Genomic DNA, 16,626 nt, shown 5'->3' on the forward strand with positions numbered 1-16,626 from the left:
TCGCTCCCACAGGTTTTATGTTTTCAGGTGGCGGACTGCAGTGTTTGTGATTCGGCGTGCACCTCTGGTGCTGCTTGGGTTTTCAGTTCCCGGGCAACGGTCCAGACGATGAACGCGGCGACGATGTCGAAGATCGCCAGGGTCACGAACAGCGGGCTGTAGCCGATCTTGGTCACCATCACCCCAAACACCAGGGTGAACGCGGCCGCGCCGAGGTAGCCGAACAAGCCGCCCATGCCGGTGGCTGTGGCCACTTCGTTTTTACCAAACGAGTCAGAGGTGATTGCGTACAGCGCACCGGACAAGGTCTGGTGAGCGAAACCGCCGATGCACAGCAACGCAATCGCCGTGTACGGGCTGGCAACCAGGCCGATACACGCCGGGCCGATCATGCACGAGGCACCGAACAGCAGGACCATTTTGCGCGAGGTGAACAGCGACACTTTGCAGTGTTTGTGAAAGAACGGGCTCAGGTAACCGCCGAGCACACAGCCAAGGTCCGCGGCGAGGAACGGTAGCCAGGCGAACATCGCGATCTCCTTGATGTTCATGTGCCGCTCGGTCATCAGGTACAGCGGAATCCACGCGTTGAAGGTCTGCCAGGCTGGCTCGGAGAGAATCCGTGCGCTGGCGATGGCGTAGAAATTACGGCTGCCGATGATTTTCTTCCAGCTGCCTTTTTGCGTGGCCGGTTCCTTGAAATGCTCTTCCTGGCCGCTGAGGATGTAATCGCGTTCTGCATCGCCCAGGCGCTTTTGATCCCGGGGATGTTTGTACAGGATCACCCATAGGAAGCTCCAGAGCACGCCAAGACCGCCGACGATCAGGAAAGCCAGTTCCCAGCCGCTGTGCAGGATCGCCCAGACCACCAGGGGCGGCGCCAGCAGTGCGCCAATCGACGAGCCGATGTTGAACCAGCCAATCGCGACCGAGCGCTCCTTGGCCGGAAACCATTCGGTGGTGGCTTTCACGGCTGCCGGCAAGCCTGCCGCTTCCGTCAGCCCGAGCAGGCCGCGAACGAACGCCAAGCCTTGCCAGCCACTCGCCAGCGCAGCCAGTGCGCAGGCAATCGACCAGGCGAAAGCGAAAATGGCGAAGCCCATTTTGGTGCCGATGGCATCGATGATGTAGCCGGCCACCGGTTGCATCAGCGCATAGCAGACCTGCCAGGCGACAACGATGTGCGAGTACTGCTCGGTGGAAATGTTCATTTCGCTCATCAGGGTCGGCGCGGCCACTGACAGGGTATTGCGAGCGAGGTAGTTGACGATCAGACCGGCTGTTACCAGGCCGACCATCCACCAGCGGATGCCTTTGACTTTCATCACATCACCGTCATTTTTTTGGAGTTATTTTTGGTGTCGCAGTTGTTGTAGGTTGTCGTACAACATGCATCTTTATAGGAGTGCAAGGGTGAATGTGTCAACAAATATGTCAGGGACTTTGCGAGGTGAGGCGACGGGTGGGAAGAGGAGTGTCATCGTATGACTTGTAGGAGCGAGCAAGCTCGCGATGGTCGTCAACGATGACGCGGGAAGCCTGGCACCCCCAGGCGTTCTCAGGTTTATCGCGAGCAGGCTCGCTCCTACAGGGAATGAGTCATTACCGACGTTGAAGGAGGCCACGGAGGGCGAGGACAGCAGGAATGCCCAGCCCAAGCCAGCTCAGGGCATCCCAAACGCCATCGCCGAGCAACGCGGCAAACAACCCGCCGGCACTGAACAAGGCGATAACGGTGGGGGTGCCGAACACCTTCCAGAAACTCGACTGCCGGGGCTTCATGCCACGCTCTCCGCTTTTTCCAGCACGGGTTTGGCAGCCTTGCGCCGCACCACCCACAGGTAAACGCCACTGCCGAGCACAATGATTGTCAGCACGTCCAGGGTCGCCCAGAGGATTTGCATCGGCATGCCGCCGTAGTCACCGAAATGCAACGGCTGCGACATGCCCATGGCGTCCATGTACCAGGGTCGCTCGGCCACGGCGGTGACTTTCAGGGTGCTGGCGTCGATCAGCACCGGCGTCAGCAAGTGCGAGGTCAGGTGGGTGCTGCCTTTCATGAACACCGCGTAATGGTGCTCGCTGGAGAACCGCGTGCCAGGGAAGGCAATGAAATCCGGTTGCATGCCGGGAGCGACTTCCTTGGCGATGTCGAGCAAACGCGTGGCCGGCGCCAGTTGTGTCAGCGGTGGCGCATCGCGATACGGTGCAACCATCGCGCTCAGGCTGTCGTTGCGCCACGCGGCGATCAGCAGGTCGGCGCAGGCACTGATCACGCCGGTCACACCGACCACCAGGGCCCAAGTCAGGGTTACGACGCCGATCAGGTTATGCAGGTCGAGCCAGCGCAAGCGGGTGGATTTGTCCTGGCGCACGGTGGCGAATTTCAAACGACGCATGAACGGCAGGTACAACACTGTGCCGGACACGATCGCGACGACGAACAGCAAACCCATGAACGCCAGCAATAACTTGCCCGGCAGCCCGGCGAACATGTCCACGTGCAGGCGCAGCATGACCATCATGAAGCCGCCATTGGCCGACGGCATCTCCAACGCTTCGCCAGTGCGGGCGTCGAGCATGAAGGTGTGGGACGAGTTCGGCTCGGTGCCGGCGGTGGCCGCCATGATCGCGATGGCGCCGTTGGGCTCGTCATCGTCGAAACCGAAATACTGCATGACCTCACCGGGACGATGCTTTTCCGCCGCCTGCACCAGCTGCTGCAGATTCAGCTGCGGGGTGTCAGCCGGCATCTGCTTCAATTCCGCGGCATCGCCCAGCAAATGGTCGATCTCGTGGTGGAAGATCAACGGCAGGCCGGTCAGTGCCAGCAACGCCAGAAACACCGTGCAGATCAGGCTGGTCCAGGTGTGGACGAAGGACCAGCGGCGAATTGTTTTACTTTTCATTTCATAGCCTCCAGAAATACCAAAGCCGTCCTCGATGGACGGCCTGGGTACCGGGCGTGTCAGGTCACGTTGTTACCACTTGTAGGTGGCACTGGCGACGACACTGCGTTCATCGCCGTAGTAGCAATAAAAACTGTCGCAGGTGGAGAGGTAGTCCTTGTCGAACAGGTTGGTCGCGTTGACGGCCAGCGACGCGCCTTTGAGGCTGTTGTCGAGGCGGCCGAGGTCATAGTGAACCGCTGCGTCGAACACGGTATAGGCATCTGCCTTGCCGAGTTCGGTGTTGGCCTGATCGCCATAGGTGTTGCCGGTATAGCGAACGCCACCGCCGATTCCGAAACCGTCCAGCACGCCGTTGTGCCAGGTGTAGTCAGCCCACGCCGACGCGGTCTGGTTTGGCATCAGTTGCAGGCGATTGCCCTTGAACGTGCCGTCTTGCACTTCGGATTTAGCCAGGGTGTACGCGGCGGTGAGCTTGAGGTTTTCCGTCACATCGGAGACGGCTTCCAGCTCCAGGCCCTTGACCTTCACTTCACCGGTCTGGCTGGTGACTGGAATGCCGCCGACGTTGTTGGTGACCGAGACATTTTTCTGGGTCAGGTCATACACCGCGGCGGTCAACAACGTGTTGCTGCCCGGTGGCTGGTACTTGATACCCAGTTCCCACTGCTTGCCTTCGGTCGGCTTGAAGGATTCGGTGGTGGAGGTATCGGCGTTGCTCGCCGGCTGGAACGATTCGGCGTAGGACAGGTACGGCACGAAACCGTTGTCGAATACGTAGCTGATCGCTGCGTTGCCGCTGAAGTTCTTGTTGCGGTCGGTGTTGGTGGCATCGCCCTTGTTGAAGAACTTGGTGCTGGTATGCACCCAGTCTTCACGACCACCCAGCGTCAGGCGCCATTGATCGAGGGCCATCTGGTCCTGGACGTACAGGCCGGTCTGATAGGTCTTCTGGTCGTAATCGTAGAAGGCCTGCGAGCGTGGCGGACGGACGATGGGTTGACCATAGATCGGGTTATTGACGTTGGTGGTCCCGCCGTCGCCGAAGATCGAGGTGTAGTTGGTGTTGGTGCGCTGGTGATCGAGGCCGATCAGCAGGGTGTGGCTGATGTCGCCGGTGGCGAAGTCAGCCTGCAGGTTGTTGTCCACGGCGAACTGACTGATGTCCTCGTCGGTGGTGGTGCTGGTACGGCCAACGTTGCCGTCGGCATCGACCTGGGTGAACGGGTAGGCGCCGGGGGTGAGGGCCTGGAAGGACAGGTCCGACTTGGTGTAGCGCAGGTTCTGCCGGAACTGCCAGACATCGTTCAAGCGATGTTCAAAGGCGTAGCCCAGTGCGTAGTAAGTACGGTCGTAGAACTCCCAGTCCGGATCGCCCAGGTTCTTGTGATGGGAGATATCGCCCAGTGGCGAGTCGATCTTGGTGCCCTGGATCGGACGGAACTGGCTGGTGATGCCGGTATCGTCACGGGTGAATTGGGTGAGCAGGGTGAACCGGGTGTCGTCGTCGATGTTCCAGGTCAGGCTCGGCGCGATGTTGTAGCGCTTGTCGTCGATATGGTCGATGGGCGTGCCGCCATCGCGCACCACACCGCTGAGGCCGTACAGGAACTGGCCTTCATCGTCGATCTTGCCGGTGCTGGCGAAGTTGATCTGGCGGTGATTGTCGCTGCCGTATTGCACTTGGACTTCATTGCTCGACTCGGCGCTCGGACGACGGCTGACCATGTCCAGCAAACCACCCGGCGGGGTCTGGCCGTACACGGATGAAGCAGGGCCGCGCAGCACGGCGAGACGATCCAGGTTCCAGGTTTCCTGCTTGGGGTTGGCATAGACGCCCTTGGGCAACGGCAGGCCGTCCAGGAACTGGGTCGGCTCGAAACCGCGTACGCGTAACCAGTCCGCACGGGTGTCGCTACCGAAGCTGGCGCCGGTGGTGCCCGGCAAGTAGCGCACGGCGGCGTCGAGGGTGTGCACGTTGCGATCGTCCATCTGCTCGCGAGTTACCACCGAGATCGAGCGCGGTGCTTCAACCAGTGCGGTGTCAGTCTTGCTGCCGGCGGCGGTGCGCTTGGCGAGGTAACCGGTGGTCGGGCCCCACGCGCTTTCAGCGTTTTCCACGCCGATCACGCTGGTGGCCGGCAAGGCCATCACGCCCTCGGGCACGGCCACCAGGGTGTAGGTGCCGCCGCTTTGTTCCAGTTGCAGTCCGGTGCCACGCAGGGCTTCGCGCAGGGCGCCGGCAGCGTCGAACTGACCTTTGACCGGGGCCGACGTCTTGCCGGCGGCCAGCGACGGGTTCAACGACAGCGCCAGGCCGGCCTGGCTGGCAATCTGGTTCAGGGTGCTGGCCAGTGGCGCGGCCGGCAGGTTGTAGGCACGAACGCTGGACGCCTGTTCAGCGGCGATCAGTTGGCTGCTGGCCAAAGGGGTGCAAAAGGCAAGGGATACGGCCAGCAAACTGGGGCGCAACAAGGTGTCTAGCGAACGGGACATACAGCGGCTCCTGAAAGGGAATACTTCTCAATTGCCTAGGTGCCGGATGAAAAGTGAAAAGTGATAGGGCTGGATGAAAATAATTTCGATTCAGTAAATAAAGTCGGGTTTTGTGGTGGATCTGATGGCCTCTTCGCGGGCAAGCCCGCTCCCACAGGATTTTGGGTCGTTCACGCAATTACCGTTCGACACAGAACCTGTGGGAGCGTGGCTTGCCCGCGATGACGTCCGTCCAGACCCCATCAAATCAAGGCTTGGCCTCGGTCTTCGCCGCCACCGTCACCCACCATTGCGTATGGTGTTCAATCTGCACCGGCAGCGTCGGCAACAGCGCGTTCAGCGCCAGGTCGGTGTTTTTCAGCGGGAAACTGCCGGTGATCCGCAGGTCGGCCACTTCCGGCGCCACACCCAGGTGGCCCGGGCGATAACGACCGATTTCACGCACCAGATCCTCCAGCCGCGCGTTGTCCACCACCAGCATGCCGCGGGTCCAGGCATCGGCGCCGAGGTTGAGCGCGACAATCGGGCCCAGGCCGTCGCCGCGGATCAGCATTTGCTGGCCTTCGTGCAGAATCTGCTCTTCAGGACTCGATTGCGGATGGGCGGCCACCGCCGATTGCAGCACGCCGAGACGCGTGCCTTGCTCTTCACGCTTGACCAGGAACCGGGTGCCCAGGGCGCGCATGCTGCCTTCGCGGGTTTCGACGATAAACGGCCGGGCATCGCCATGACCGGTTTCGACGAGGATTTCGCCTTCCTGCAGGATGACCAGTCGCTGCTTGTCATCGAAGCGCACGTCCACGGCACTGTGGGTGTTGAGGTTGATCAGGGTGCCGTCGTCCAGGCGAAGGGTGCGTTGTTCGCCGGTGGCGGTGCGCTGGTCGGCCAGCCAATAGTCGATCGGCAGGTAGCGCTCACCGGCAAACAGCGCCAGCCCGAGCACCGCAACGATGCTGGCCAGGCCGCTGCCGAGCTTGCGCACCCGGCGGCGAATGCCTTCGCGTGATTGCAACAGGGCGGTGCGTGCCGGGCCGCTGGCGACGCTGAAGCGCTGGTCGAGCATGCCCAATTGACGCCAGGCGCGGGCATGTTCTTCGTGGGCGGCGTGCCATTTGGCGAACTCTTCGCGTTCCACCGGGTTGCCGGAATCCAGGGACAGTTGCCAGGCGATGGCGGCGTCGAGCACCTGTGCCGACACCGGCTTGGAACTGACCGGGCTCATGTCGGCTCCCCGTACAAGGCGATGTAGCACTGACGGATGCCCTGGGCCAGGTACTGGCGCACCCGCGGCACCGAGACACCAAGGCGCTCGGCGATTTCAGCGTGGCCGAGGCCATCGAGACGGTTGTAGAGAAAGGCCGCACGGGCCTTGCTCGACAGCTTGCCCAGCAGGCGATCGATGTTTTTCAGGTCTTCGAGGATCATTTGCTGTTCTTCCACCGAGGGTTGTTCGGCTTCTGGAATCAGCATCAGTTCGGTGAGGTAGGCCTGTTCCAGCGCGGCGCGGCGGAAGTAGTCGAACAGCAGGCCCTTGGCAATCGCCACCAGAAACGCCCGCGGTTCGCGCGGCTCTTTCAGTTCCTCGCGTCCGAGCAAGCGCACGAAAGTGTCCTGGCTCAGGTCCTCGGCCCGTTGTGGGCAGGCGACATTGCGGCGTAGCCAGGCCAATAGCCAACCACGGTGGTCGCGATATAACGCACCGACGAGCTCACTTTGGGGGCTTGGGACTGACGACACGCAGCATCACCGAGTGGGAAGTGTTAACTAACGAGAATTGTTCGCGATTGTGTCAGAGGCGGGGGAGGGAAAGCAATTGGCGTTGGTCGGTTGATTTCCGTGGGTATTCGGACGGACCGCGTCATCGTTCATCGCGGGCAAGCCTTGCTCCTACAGGTTTTGCGTCGTTCACAAATTAATGAACGATACATAACCTGTAGGAGCATGGCTTGCCCGCGATCAGGCCGGTACAGGCACAGGATATTCAGAAGGAATGCGTTTGCTGCCGCCGCTTCCACTGGTTCAACCGCTGCTGCAAGTTCAACGGGCTATGAATCTGCTGCTGGCGCGCGCGGCTGAACAGGATCAGCGCCAGTTCGGCGGTCGCCAGGGCGTCGGCGCTGGCGTTATGACGTTCGAAGACTTGCAGCTTGAACCAGTCGATCCACTCGTCCAGGCCGGCCTCGCGGATGTTGGCCTGCGGACACAGCAGCGGGGCGATGTCCGCCACATCCAGAAACACATGCTGCAACCTGTAGCCCAGGTGCTCTTTCAATGCGCGCCCAAGCATGTGCTGGTCGAACGGCGCATGAAAGGCCAGCACTGGGCTGTCGCCGACAAATTCCATGAATTCGAGCAACGCCTCGGCGGGGTGGCTGCCGGCAGCAATGGCACTGGGCCCCAGGCCGTGAATCAGCACACTGGGACCGAGTTTGAGTTCGTCGCATTGCAAGGTGCGCTCGAACTGCCGACTGAAATCGATCGCGCCATCCTCGATCACCACGGCGCCGATCGACAGTACCCGATCCTTGTTCATGTTCAGCCCGGTGGTTTCCAGGTCGAGCACGACCCAGCGCTGCTCACGCAGGCTGCATTCACTCAATCCCGGAACCAACGGCAGGTCTTGCAGGCGTTGTTGCAGGTCTGCGGACAAGCTCGGGCCGGCGGGGCGCAGCCATGAAAACAGGCTCATAACTGGTACCGCAGGGACAGGCTGCTTTGCAGGCGCTGGGCCTGGCGCAGGGATTCACGCAGGATGCGTCGATCCAGATGATTGAGGCTGTCGGGGTCGACCCGGTTGGAGTAGGGCAAATTCTCCCGGGTCTGTAGCTGATGTTGCTGCATGCGGGTTTGCTGGATGAAGTGGTAGGCCTCTTCGTACGCCGCGCCGTCCAGTGGCTCGATGACCTCTTTGGCCACCAGCTGGCGAAAGCGCTCCAGGGTATTGTTCGCTTCGATGCCGTGGGCAAGGGCAAGTAACCGCGCCGCGTCGACGAAGGGGGTCAGGCCCTGGATTTTCAGGTCCAGCGTGGCTTTTTCGCCATTTTTGCGCGCCAGCACGAACTCACGGAAACGACCTACGGGAGGGCGATTGCGCAACGCGTTTTCAGCCATCATGCGCTGGAACAGGCGGTTGTCGGCCACCTGGTCGAGAATCGAGCGGCGCAGTTGTTCGCAGCCTTGCTCGCTGCCCCAGACCACGCGCAAATCGAAATAAATGCTCGAACCCAGCAGGTTCTCGGGCGTGGCCTCGCGAATGAACGCGCCAAAGCGTCGGGCCCATTCAACCCGCGACAGGCACAGTTCTGGATTGCCGGCCATGATGTTGCCTTTGCACAGGGTGAAACCGCAAAGCGCCAGGCTGTGGTTGATCTGATGGGCGATGGGCAGCAATTTTCCGCGGATCTCGGCGGCGTGGGCCGCGTCCCGTGCTTCGAACAGAATGCCGTTGTCCTGGTCGGTGTGCAGCGTCTGTTCGCGGCGACCTTCGCTGCCGAAACACAACCAACTGAACGGGATGCCGGGGTCGCCTTTTTCGGCCAGGGTCAGCTCGATCACCCGGCACACGGTGTGGTCGTTGAGCAGGGTGATGATGTGGGTGATCTGGGTCGAAGACGCACCGTGGGCCAGCATGCGTTCCACCAGTTGACCAATCTCGCCGCGCAGCAGCACCAGGTTTTCCACACGCTGGGCGCTGCGGATGGTGCGTGCCAGGTGCACCAGGTCGACCCGTTGCAGGGAAAACAGATCGCGTTCCGAGACCACGCCGCACAGGCGCTGATCCTTGACCAGGCAGACGTGAGCGATATGCCGCTCGGTCATCGCAATCGCGGCATCGAAGGCGCTGTGATCAGGAGACAGGTAAAACGGCGAGCAGGTCATGTGCCGCTCGATCGCTTCGTTGAAATCGCCGGTGCCGTTGGCCACGACATGGCGCAAATCGCGCAGGGTGAAAATGCCCAGCGGCGCTTTATGTTCATTGACGATCACAATGCTGCCGACCTGCTGCTCATGCATCTGGGTCACGGCTTCACGCAGTGGCGTGGAGGGGTTGCATGTCACCGGATGGCGCATGGCCAATTCACCCAGGCGGGTGTTGAGCGAGTATTGGGTGCCGAGGGTTTCCACGGCTTTTTGCTGGACCTGCTGGTTGACCTGATCCAGCAGGCTGCTCACGCCACGTAGGGCAAAGTCGCGGAAGGTGCCGGAAATGGCGAACAGCTTGATGAATGCATGTTTGTTCAGCTGTAGGCAAAAGGTGTCCTCTGCGGCCAGGTGTTCGGTGCGCGTTGCACGCTCCCCCAGCAGCGCGGCGAGGGGAAAGCACTCGCCCGTGGTGATTTCGAAAGTGGTTTCGGTCCCGCCCTTGGCCGAGTGCGGACGTTCGCCGACAACCCGACCCTGTTTGACGATATAAAAGTGTTCAACCGGGCCGTCCGCGGGCTTGATGATGCTCTCGCCGGGGGCATAAAAACGCAGCTGGCACTGTTCGACCAGATACGCCAGGTGAGCGTGGTCCATCTGGTTGAATGGCGGGAAGCGCTGAAGGAATTGCAAAGTGCCCTGGATGTTCTGCAACACCGCGGTTTTCCCTGCCTGTGTGAAGGCGTCCGCTTTACTCATAACCATTACCGCAGTCTTTTTTTGAATTGTTGTTGTCGGATGACTCACCCATGGTCGACCCCTACGGCCAGGGTGCCCATTGGACGTAAGTCTAGGTAGGCGGGAAACGTGATGCAGTATCGGAAAAACCCTACCTGAATGTGAGAAAAACCTCACCTTGCCCCTATTGGAAAATTATCCGACGGAGTGCACATTGATGGTGTGCTTAGCGATGTCTCACCACTGTGCTAGGGAATTGAATTGAACATGTAGAGAATGCCATGTCCGACCACGATATTTTGAGTGATGCCGAGCGGCAAGCACTCAGTGACGTCATGCTGGAACCCGACCTGCCGCCGCAGCGGGTGCTGATTGTCGACGACGACAAGGACGCCCGGGAGCTGCTGTCGGAGATCCTGGCACTGGACGGCATTCGTTGCATGACGGCAGCCAGTGGCGAAACCGCACTCAAGATGCTGGAAGAGAAACCCTCGATCGGACTGGTCATTACCGACCTGCGCATGGGACATATCGATGGCCTGGACCTGATTCGCCAGGTGCGGGAGTCGGTGCGGGCGGCGATGCCGTTCATCATTGTCTCGGGCGACGCCGACGTAAAAGATGCCATTGCCGCAATGCACCTGAGCGTAGTGGACTTCCTGCTCAAGCCCATTGATAGCGGCAAGTTGCTGGGGTTGGTCAAGCATGAGTTGGGGATGGAGCCTTAACAGAGATCGTTCCCACGCTCTGCGTGGGAATGCAGCCCGGGACGCTCCGCGTCCCTTCAGAGCCGAACGCGGAGCGTCCGAAGAGGCATTCCCACGCGGAGCGTGGGAACGATCGATTGCGGCGCTCCAAAAGAAAAAGCCCTGATCTTTCGACCAGGGCTTTTTCATATCCGGCGCAACCGCTCAATTACAGGCCATTGGCAGCCTTGAACTCGCGACGACGACGGTGCAGAACCGGCTCGGTGTAGCCGTTCGGTTGCTTCGTACCTTCCACCACCAACTCGACTGCCGCCTGGAAGGCGATGTTGCTGTCGAAGTTCGGTGCCAGCGGACGGTACAGCGCATCCCCCGCGTTCTGACGGTCCACCACCGGCGCCATGCGCTTGAGGCTGGCCATCACCTGCTCTTCGGTGACGATGCCATGACGCAGCCAGTTGGCAATGTGCTGGCTGGAAATACGCAGCGTGGCACGGTCTTCCATCAGGCCGACGTCATTGATGTCCGGCACCTTCGAGCAACCAACGCCCTGGTCGATCCAGCGCACCACATAACCCAGAATGCCCTGGCTGTTGTTGTCCAGTTCGTTCTGGATCTGCTCGGCAGTCCACTGCGGGTTCACTGCCAGCGGGATGGTCAGGATATCGTCAACCGATGCATGGGCACGCTTGGCCAGTTCGGCCTGACGGGCGAACACGTCGACCTTGTGGTAGTGCAGCGCGTGCAGCGCAGCGGCGGTCGGCGAAGGTACCCACGCGGTGTTGGCACCCGCCAACGGGTGAGCGATTTTCTGTTCCAGCATCGCCGCCATCAGGTCGGGCATTGCCCACATGCCTTTACCGATCTGCGCACGGCCTTGCAGGCCGGTGCTCAAACCGATATCGACGTTGGAGTTCTCGTAGGCGCCGATCCATTTTTCCGCCTTCATGTCGGCCTTGCGCACCATCGGGCCGGCTTCCATGGAGGTGTGGATTTCATCGCCGGTGCGGTCGAGGAAGCCGGTGTTGATGAACACCACGCGTTCGCTCGCTGCCTTGATGCAGGCCTTGAGGTTGACCGTGGTACGGCGCTCCTCGTCCATGATCCCGACTTTCAGGGTGTTGCGTGGCAGGCCCAGCACGTCTTCGATGCGCCCGAACAGCTCGTTGGTGAACGCCGCTTCTTCAGGACCGTGCATCTTCGGCTTCACGATGTAGACGGAGCCGGTACGGGTGTTTTTGCGCGAAGTGTTGCCGTTCAGGTTGTGCATCGCCGCCAGGACAGTCACCAGACCGTCGAGGATGCCTTCCGGCACTTCGTTGCCCTCTTTATCGAGGATCGCATCGATGGTCATCAGGTGACCGACGTTGCGCACGAACAACAACGAACGACCGTGCAGGCTCAGCTCGCTGCCATCGACGGTGGTGTAGGTGCGGTCGGCGTTCATGGTGCGGGTAAACGACTTGCCACCCTTGGCGACTTCTTCCGCCAGGTCGCCCTTCATCAGGCCGAGCCAGTTGCGGTAGATCACTACCTTGTCATCGGCGTCGACGGCGGCAACCGAGTCTTCGCAGTCCATGATGGTGGTCAGTGCGGCTTCCATCAGGATGTCTTTGATACCGGCAGCGTCGGTCTGGCCGACCGGGGTGCTGGCATCGACCTGGATTTCAAAATGCAGGCCGTTGTTTTTCAGCAGGATGGCGGTCGGTGCCGAAGCATCGCCCTGGAAGCCGATCAACTGGGCGTCGTTGCGCAGGCCGGTGTTGGTGCCGCCTTTGAGGGCGACGACCAGTTTGCCGTCAACGATTTTGTAGTATGTCGAATCGACGTGGGAGCCGGCTGCCAATGGCGCCGCTTCGTCGAGGAAGGCGCGGGCGAAGGCGATGACCTTGTCGCCGCGAACCTTGTTGTAGCCTTTGCCTTTTTCCGCGCCGTCAGCCTCGCTGATGGCGTCGGTGCCGTAGAGCGCATCGTACAGCGAACCCCAGCGGGCGTTCGAAGCGTTAAGCGCGAAACGGGCGTTCATCACCGGTACCACGAGTTGTGGACCAGCCATGCGGGCGATTTCTTCATCGACGTTTTGCGTCGTTGCCTGGAAATCGGCCGCTTCTGGCAGCAGATAACCGATGTCTTGCAAAAAGGCTTTATAGGCCACGGCGTCGTGCGCCTGACCTGCGCGTTCCTGGTGCCAGGAATCGATACGAGCCTGGAAATCATCGCGTTTGGCGAGTAGGGCTTTGTTCTTCGGCGCCAGGTCATGGATGACCTTGTCGGCACCGGCCCAGAACTGGTCGGCGGTCAGGCCGGTTCCGGGAATGGCTTCGTTGTTCACGAAGTCGAACAGGACTTTGGCGACCTGCAGGCCACCGACTTGAACGTGTTCAGTCATTGCTTGCCTCACTCTGCTCAGCTATTTCGCTTTTCAGCTCTTCAATTTAACAATGAAGCCTCTGGCATTTAAACCACAAACCCTGCGACCAGTGCATGCCATTTCTGACGGCTGGGTGGGGACCAATCAACGGCGTGGAGGCCTTGCTGACGGGGCTTTCAGGGATGCGACTGCGCCTGTGGCGGACATCGATCCAACGTTATGTAGTGCGCGCTGCGGCATACTACATGATGAATTGCGCTTGTGAAAATTAGACTAATTACGTCGTTCTGCGACCCCATGACGCATTGCAGTCACGCCGGGGATGAGGATGTTCTCAAAAAAGCATGAGATTGTTCCAGTTAAATATAAAAAGTTGTACACGATTTATGGTTGGCTGGTTAATCGGTGGTGAAGCAATCGCGCGCAAGCCCACTCCCACAGGTCTTGCGCAATCCCTGTGGGAGCGGGCTTGCCCGCGATGAGGCCGGTCCAAACGACAAGGAATCCGGATCCGCTCCAAAGCATCTCCAAACCCTTGCCTATACTTGGTTTTTCATAACAAAAATCATGACCAGAGGGCTGCGCCATGGACCACCTCGTACTCACTGTTTTCGCACCGGACAAGCCTGGGCAGGTCGAGCGCATAGCCCAATGCATCGCCGAGCATGGTGGCAACTGGCTGGAAAGCCGCATGTCACGCATGGCCGGGCAATTCGCCGGGATTCTTCGGGTGGGGGTCCCGGCGGAAGCCTACGATTCACTGGTCGATGCCCTGCAAGGCTTGTCAACCCATGGCATTCGCGTCTTGATCGCCGAAAGCGGTATCGAACAATCTTGCACCTGGAAACCGATCGCCATGGAACTGGTGGGCAATGACCGGCCGGGGATCGTGCGCGACATCACGCGCTTGCTCAGTGAGCAGGGGGTGAACCTGGAACGCCTGGTGACGGAAGTGCGTCCGGCCCCCATGAGCAGCGAGCCGCTGTTCCACGCCGAAGCGATACTGGCGGTGCCCTTGACGCTGTCTCTGGACGTGCTGCAATCGCGCCTGGAAACGTTGGCGGACGATCTGATGGTGGAATTGGTACTGCGCAGTGAACCTTGATCAGGTTATCCAGTTTAAACGTGCACCTGCCTGTGGATAACCTGTAGAGACCGCCCGCCAGGCCCCGCCGGCCGGGGCTTCCCAAGAATTGATCAAAAAACCAGCAGTTTCAGTAACTTGCGCACAAACGGCGGGGATCACGCTGTGGATAACCTTGGGAAGGATCGGTGCAGGCCACGGGTAACGTGGCCTGCAGAGATTTGTCTGTTTTTTGATCAGCTGCGGCGGCGCAGGCTGAACCAGGCATCGACGCTGTAAACCGCCAGGCCAGCCCAGATGAAGATGAACGCCACCAGCGTACTGGACGACAGGTGCTCGCCAAACAGCAGGACAGCCTGCAGCAGCACCAGTGTCGGCGCCAGGTACTGGAGGAATCCCAGGGTCGTGTAGGGCAAATGCCGCGCGGCGGCGTTGAAGCAGACCAGCGGCACCAGCGTCACCGGCCCGGCAGCTACCAGCCACCAGGCTTCGGAGGTGGTCCAGAATTCCGCCTGGGCGCTGCTGGCTGTTGGATTGAGCAGCAACCAGGCCAGCGCTATCGGCACCAGCATCCAGGTTTCGACCACCAATCCCGGGAGTGCCTTGACCGGCGCCTGCTTGCGGATCAGCCCGTAGAAGCCAAAGGTCAATGCCAATACCAGCGACACCCAGGGCAAGCTGCCGACTTGCCATACCTGTTGTGCCACGCCAACCGCCGCCAGCCCTACCGCAATCCATTGCATGCGTCGTAGCCGTTCGCCGAGGATCAGCATCCCCAACAGCACGTTCACCAAGGGGTTGATGTAGTAACCGAGGCTGGCCTCCAACATGCGCCCGTTGTTCACCGACCATACATACGTCAGCCAGTTGGCGGCGATCAGTGTGCCGCTCAGGGCCAGGATCGCCAGCCGACGCGGGTTCTCCCGCAGTTCGCGCCACCAGCCCGGGTGTTTCCAGACCATCAGCAGCAAGGCGCCGAACAGCGCCGACCACAGCACGCGGTGAATGATGATCTCCACTGCGGGCACGCTGGCGATGGCCTTGAAGTAGAGCGGGAAAAGTCCCCAGATGATGTAGGCACTCAGGCCCAGTATGTACCCGCGACGCGGGTTGGCGGCTTGCATGCAGAATCCTTGCTTAGGCAGCTAACAAAGAGGGGATTGTAAGGAGATTTGTCTACGAATGTCCTGCCTGAATCGGTTGGCCAATTGTGAACACAAAACCTGTGGGAGTGAGCCTGCTCGCGATGACGATGTGTCAGCCACAGATGTGCTGAATGTAATGCCGTCATCGCGAGCAGGCTCGCTCCCACAGGGTTTCAGGGTCGGGTCAGAAAAGTTTCAGGGGTTCTTCATTGAGTGCAGCCAGTTGCTCACGCAACGCCAACACCTGATCACCCCAATACCGCTCCGTACCAAACCACGGAAAACTGCGCGGGAATGCCGGGTCGTCCCAGCGGCGGGCGAGCCAGGCGCTGTAGTGCATCAGGCGTAGCGCGCGAAGGGGTTCGATCAGCGCCAGTTCCCGAGGATTGAAGTCGTGGAATTCGTTGTAGCCGTCCATCAATTCCGACAACTGACCCAGGCAGTCCTGGCGATCACCGGCCAGCATCATCCAGATGTCTTGCACCGCCGGGCCCATGCGGCAGTCGTCGAGGTCGACGATGTGGAACATCTCATCACGGCACATCATGTTGCCGGGGTGGCAGTCACCGTGCATGCGAATGTTCTGGTGCGGAGTATTGCTGTAGGCATCTTCCACACGCTTGAGCAGATCGCGGGCCACGGACTCGTAGGCCGGCAGCAGGCTGCGGGGGATGAAATTGCCTTCGAGCAAGGTCGTCAGCGAATCATGGCCGAAGTTTTTCACCGCCAGCGCTTCACGGTGTTCGAACGGCTTGGTCGAACCCACCGCATGCAAACGGCCGAGCAATTGTCCCAGGCGATACAGCTGATCGAGATTGCCGGGCTCCGGCGCTCGTCCGCCGCGGCGGGGGAACAGGGTGAAACGGAAACCGTTGTGCTCGTGCAGTGTTTCACCGTTGTGGATCAGCGGCGCGACGACCGGCACCTCGACCTCGGTGAGTTCGAAGGTGAACTGGTGTTCTTCCAGAATCGCTTCGTTGCTCCAGCGTTGCGGGCGGTAGAACTTGGCGATCAGCGGCTCGGCGTCTTCGATACCAACCTGGTAGACACGGTTTTCGTAGCTGTTGAGCGCCAAAATGCGGGCATCGCTGAGAAAACCAATGCTTTCGACGGCATCGAGCACGAGGTCTGGGGTGAGCGTTTCAAACGGGTGGGCCATGCTGACTCCTGCGCGCAGCAGGCTGCTGCGTCCGGCCAGGCATGGTAGCGCAGACGGTGCTGCTTTAGGGGGCGCGCGTGGTGTTTGTACTGACGCCATCGCGGGCAAGCCCGCTCCCACAGGATATGCGCCATATCGAAATTAGCGCAGGACCTGTGG

The 16,626-nt window shown here is 60.5% G+C and carries 13 protein-coding genes; 2 read left to right on the plus strand and 11 right to left on the minus strand.

Translation table 11 applies throughout. The features are described 5' to 3' along the window. Positions 1–23: 23 nt before the first annotated feature. The 8 genes from PMI35_RS31315 to PMI35_RS31285 all read right to left on the minus strand — a co-directional run bounded on the left by PMI35_RS31315 (position 24) and on the right by PMI35_RS31285 (position 10,025). On the minus strand, positions 24–1,325 hold the full coding sequence (locus tag PMI35_RS31315) for an MFS transporter (RefSeq protein ID WP_008054526.1): 1,302 nt from the start codon (positions 1,323–1,325) through the stop codon (positions 24–26). Between the two features lie 277 nt (positions 1,326–1,602). Then, positions 1,603–1,782 carry a hypothetical protein gene (locus PMI35_RS31310; protein WP_008054527.1) on the minus strand — a complete coding sequence of 60 codons (180 nt, stop codon included), beginning with the start codon at positions 1,780–1,782 and terminating at the stop codon, positions 1,603–1,605. After that, on the minus strand, positions 1,779–2,909 hold the full coding sequence (locus tag PMI35_RS31305) for a PepSY-associated TM helix domain-containing protein (protein WP_008054529.1): 1,131 nt from the start codon (positions 2,907–2,909) through the stop codon (positions 1,779–1,781). Before PMI35_RS31305 ends, PMI35_RS31310 begins: the two co-directional genes overlap by 4 nt. Before the next feature lie 72 nt (positions 2,910–2,981). Next, entirely contained in the window at positions 2,982–5,405 is a 2,424-nt protein-coding gene (locus PMI35_RS31300; RefSeq protein WP_008054530.1) for a TonB-dependent siderophore receptor, read from the minus strand. 247 nt (positions 5,406–5,652) lie between these two features. Continuing rightward, positions 5,653–6,627, minus strand: coding sequence for a FecR domain-containing protein (locus PMI35_RS31295; protein ID WP_008054531.1), 975 nt, complete (start codon positions 6,625–6,627; stop codon positions 5,653–5,655). Next, positions 6,624–7,142, minus strand: a complete 519-nt coding sequence (locus PMI35_RS0132085; protein WP_032831242.1) for an RNA polymerase sigma factor — start codon at positions 7,140–7,142, stop codon at positions 6,624–6,626. The genes PMI35_RS31295 and PMI35_RS0132085 overlap by 4 nt, the downstream gene beginning before the upstream one ends. Before the next feature lie 244 nt (positions 7,143–7,386). After that, positions 7,387–8,094 carry a 3'-5' exonuclease gene (locus PMI35_RS31290; protein ID WP_008054533.1) on the minus strand — a complete coding sequence of 236 codons (708 nt, stop codon included), beginning with the start codon at positions 8,092–8,094 and terminating at the stop codon, positions 7,387–7,389. Further along, the gene (locus tag PMI35_RS31285; protein ID WP_008054534.1) at positions 8,091–10,025 is read right to left on the minus strand and encodes a putative nucleotidyltransferase substrate binding domain-containing protein; all 1,935 of its coding nucleotides are present in this window, start codon (positions 10,023–10,025) and stop codon (positions 8,091–8,093) included. Before PMI35_RS31285 ends, PMI35_RS31290 begins: the two co-directional genes overlap by 4 nt. A 260-nt stretch (positions 10,026–10,285) precedes the next feature. On the opposite strand from PMI35_RS31285, the gene PMI35_RS31280 reads away from it, so the two are divergent. After that, positions 10,286–10,732 (plus strand): response regulator, encoded by a 447-nt coding sequence (locus PMI35_RS31280; protein WP_008054535.1) that lies wholly within the window; start codon positions 10,286–10,288, stop codon positions 10,730–10,732. A 187-nt stretch (positions 10,733–10,919) separates the two neighbouring features. On the opposite strand, the gene PMI35_RS31275 is transcribed toward PMI35_RS31280, so the two are convergent. Beyond that, complete coding sequence (locus PMI35_RS31275; RefSeq protein WP_008054537.1) at positions 10,920–13,097, minus strand: malate synthase G; 2,178 nt, start codon at positions 13,095–13,097, stop codon at positions 10,920–10,922. A 568-nt stretch (positions 13,098–13,665) separates the two neighbouring features. Here PMI35_RS31275 and PMI35_RS31270 point away from each other — a divergent pair. Then, the gene (locus tag PMI35_RS31270; protein WP_008054538.1) at positions 13,666–14,184 is read left to right on the plus strand and encodes a glycine cleavage system protein R; all 519 of its coding nucleotides are present in this window, start codon (positions 13,666–13,668) and stop codon (positions 14,182–14,184) included. A 215-nt stretch (positions 14,185–14,399) separates the two neighbouring features. On the opposite strand, the gene rarD is transcribed toward PMI35_RS31270, so the two are convergent. Together rarD and PMI35_RS31260 are read right to left on the minus strand one after the other, a co-directional pair. Then, complete coding sequence (gene rarD / locus PMI35_RS31265; RefSeq protein ID WP_008054539.1) at positions 14,400–15,287, minus strand: EamA family transporter RarD; 888 nt, start codon at positions 15,285–15,287, stop codon at positions 14,400–14,402. 205 nt (positions 15,288–15,492) lie between these two features. After that, positions 15,493–16,467 (minus strand): serine/threonine protein kinase, encoded by a 975-nt coding sequence (locus PMI35_RS31260; protein ID WP_008054540.1) that lies wholly within the window; start codon positions 16,465–16,467, stop codon positions 15,493–15,495. Between the last annotated feature and the right edge of the window lie 159 nt (positions 16,468–16,626).

This window comes from Pseudomonas sp. GM78, from assembly GCF_000282475.1.
In the GTDB taxonomy this organism is placed as follows: domain Bacteria; phylum Pseudomonadota; class Gammaproteobacteria; order Pseudomonadales; family Pseudomonadaceae; genus Aquipseudomonas.